A 2,852-nucleotide genomic window follows, 5' to 3' on the forward strand; every position below is an offset into this window, starting at 1 on the left:
GATGGCCCGGGGACTGGCAGGTGGCCTCCACGTTGGGGACCTCGATCACCAGCCACCCCTGAGGCTCAAGCCATCCCCAGACGTGCTCCAGCACCTCGGAAGGAGAGGCCATGTGCTCCAGGGCATGGTAGAGCGTCACCATATGGCAGCTCGCCGGCGGAAGCCGGACCTCGCGTACGAAGCCGAGGTGAACCGGGATTCCCAGTTCTTCCTGCGCGTAGCCGGCGTAGCCCTCCCGCGGTTGGACCCCACGGGCATCGAAGTCGAGACGGCGCATGAGATAAACGAACTCGCCCCCTCCCGAACCCACGTCGACAATCACCGAGCCCGGTTTCAGCAGTCCCTTCAGGTGCCGGAAGCGGTGGGCGGCGACTCTGCCGGCCCGGTAGACGTGTTCCAGCGTCGGCCTGGAGACCCCCTTGTACTGGAGCCGGTATTCCTCGGAGTAGAATTTTCTCAGGGTCTCCTCGACGGGAACGGGGTCGCTCCAAACCAACCCGCATTTCCGGCAGATGACGGTTCTCAGAGGCTTGCCGTGCCGGTCTTGCCTGGCGAGGTCCTCCGCCTCTCGAGCGCCGCACAGGTCACAGGGGGATTGGGGGATCATGGCAGGGGGGAGTGGACCAGCCTCGGTCAGCCATCGCCCGGCGCCGGTGATCCGGCATGGACCCCGTGCAGGTAACGCAAGCTTTGGGGCGCCGCATCCTCCAGGCTGGCCCCGCGGTAGACCTTCACTGAAGCGAACCCGTGGTAGCCGATCCGGTCGAGGGCGCCCAGGACGGCCGCGAAGTCCAGATGCCCGGTGCCCAGCAGGGATCCGTTGCTTTCGCTCACCCTCGCATACCCGTCTGCCATCATCGCCGCCGCCTGTTCGTGACGCGTACTGATGAAGCGGATGGCGTCCTGGTGGTCGTACAGCGCGTCGAAAATCTCCATCGTGTGGCTGGAGATGATCCCGAATATCGTGTCCACCCCCTGCGCGCGCAGCGATTCGACCAGCGCCCGCGCCGCTGTCATCCTTGCCATCAGACCTTCTCCCTGGACCAGATTCGAGCCTACTTGACTCCTTTTCCTATACGCTGGGCTCTTTCGACAAAGCGAGAATCAGAGTCAGTCACATGATCACAAGACTCACATTTCAAGCAACTAATGCGGCGCCACCCGAAATTGCTCCACCACATCTTCATTCAGCGCAAACCCCAATCCCGGCCTCTTCGGTACCTCGATCAGACCGTCTGAGTCTACCTCGATAACCGGCTCCAGCAGCTCCGAAATTATCGGTGAATCCGGAAAGGCGATCGGCATCTCGAAATAGGGCATGTTCGGAAGCACCGCCGCCAGATGGATCTCCGCCGCCACGCCGACCATATGACACCAGGCATGCGGCACGCAGATCAAACCGCGGCGATACGCGGCCTCAGCGATGCGCGTGATCTCCCGAATGCCCCCGGATCGCACCGAACTTGGCTGGACCACGTCCACTCGCCCCTTCTCCATGATCTCCTCGAACTCAAAACGGGTCGTAAATCCCCAGTCGCCCACGGCAATGCGCGTGTCCACGGCATCGGCCAGCCGGGCGAGGCCGGGTAGGTTGTCGGCCGGCAGCGGCGCCTCAACAAAGAACGGCCGGAACTCCGCAATCGCCCGGATCGAGTCCAGCGCCTGCCCCACCTCGGACCAGCGGTTCTGTACGTCGATCAGCAAGTCGCGGTCCTCACCGATCGTTTCCCGCGCCGCCCGGACAATCTCTACGTCCCTCTGAATGCTGACATGCGAAAACCCGCCTGGCCACTCCTCCAGCTTCATTGCCCGAAAGTTCCGCTCTCTTGCCAGCGTAAATCGTTCCACGATCTCACCAACGTCTTCTCCAGGTGGGTATACGGTAGCGTAGGGTCGCACCTTCTCCTTGACATCGCTCGACTCCGTCACGGTGCAGCACGCCTGCCAGATCAGTTCACAGACCGGTCTGCCCAGGGCTTGGCCTGCGATGTCCCACAGCGCTGTCTCCACCGCCCCGATCGCAGCAATCGTGACACCGCGCCGGCCAAACAGCCCGGTCGCCGCATACATCTTCTGCCACAGCCGCTCAACCTGAAGCGGGTCCTCTCCCAGCAGAATCTCCTCCAGCCCGCCGCTGCAGCGAATTATTGCCTCGATCACGAGCGACGGCGACTCCGCCTGCCCGATGCCGCTGATACCCTCATCGGTATGGACCCGCACCACCGTCTCCCAAGCCTTGCCAGGGTCTGCTAGGGCGACTGTCTCGATGGCTGTGATTTTCACGTTATGCAACCCCCTGTCGTAAGCTGAATCCGTCTACCTGTCACTCTCGAAAACGGAAGGAAAAGAGATCCGCATCTCGCAGCACAAAACGCAGGCGAATCGGCGTCCCGGCCAGACCGCCCAGCTCGCGGCCATCCTGCCAGCGTACAACCCGCTCCAGATCGTCGCCCAGCACCTCAACGCACTCTTCGAGACTGAACCCCGCGACCGGGTCGTTCATTTGATCCCGCAGCAGTTCGACGCGGATGCTGCCGGCCGCCGAGGCCGCAAAGTTGAGGACCAGCTCGCGGCCCGCAAAGACGAGCGGCTTCGTGACCAGCTCCCCGCCCGCCAGTGCCGCCTGCACCGAAGCGAATCCGTCAACCCGCATCGTATAACGCCGCAATTCACTGGTGCCCTCCCGCCAGTAGCCTTCTCTCACATAGAACGACAACTCATCCGGCGCGCCGGAAACAGCAGAAGCCGTAGTCACAATCCCCCAGTTCTGATAATTGTCTCCGTAAGTCCAGTTGTCACGCGGCCGCAGCCCCGGCCGGATGAAGGACTCCGGCCACAAATTGAAGCTGTAC

The 2,852-nt window shown here is 62.7% G+C and carries 4 protein-coding genes; all 4 read right to left on the bottom strand.

Translation table 11 applies throughout. From position 1 onward, the window contains the following. Positions 1-607: methyltransferase domain-containing protein (locus OXG98_14045; protein ID MCY3773122.1), on the bottom strand; the 607-nt coding region annotated here is incomplete at its 3' end. Between the two features lie 26 nt (positions 608-633). Next, a complete protein-coding gene (locus OXG98_14050; GenBank protein MCY3773123.1) occupies positions 634-1,026 on the bottom strand; it encodes a thiamine pyrophosphate-binding protein in 393 nt (130 codons plus the stop codon). Positions 1,027-1,146: 120 nt separating this feature from the next. Continuing rightward, positions 1,147-2,283, bottom strand: a complete 1,137-nt coding sequence (locus tag OXG98_14055; GenBank protein MCY3773124.1) for a mandelate racemase/muconate lactonizing enzyme family protein — start codon at positions 2,281-2,283, stop codon at positions 1,147-1,149. Between the two features lie 40 nt (positions 2,284-2,323). Further along, positions 2,324-2,852 (bottom strand): hypothetical protein (locus tag OXG98_14060; GenBank protein MCY3773125.1); only part of this gene is annotated, 529 nt, incomplete at its 5' end.

The sequence above is a fragment of the Gemmatimonadota bacterium genome (assembly GCA_026706345.1).
GTDB lineage: Bacteria > JAAXHH01 > JAAXHH01 > JAAXHH01 > JAAXHH01 > JAAXHH01.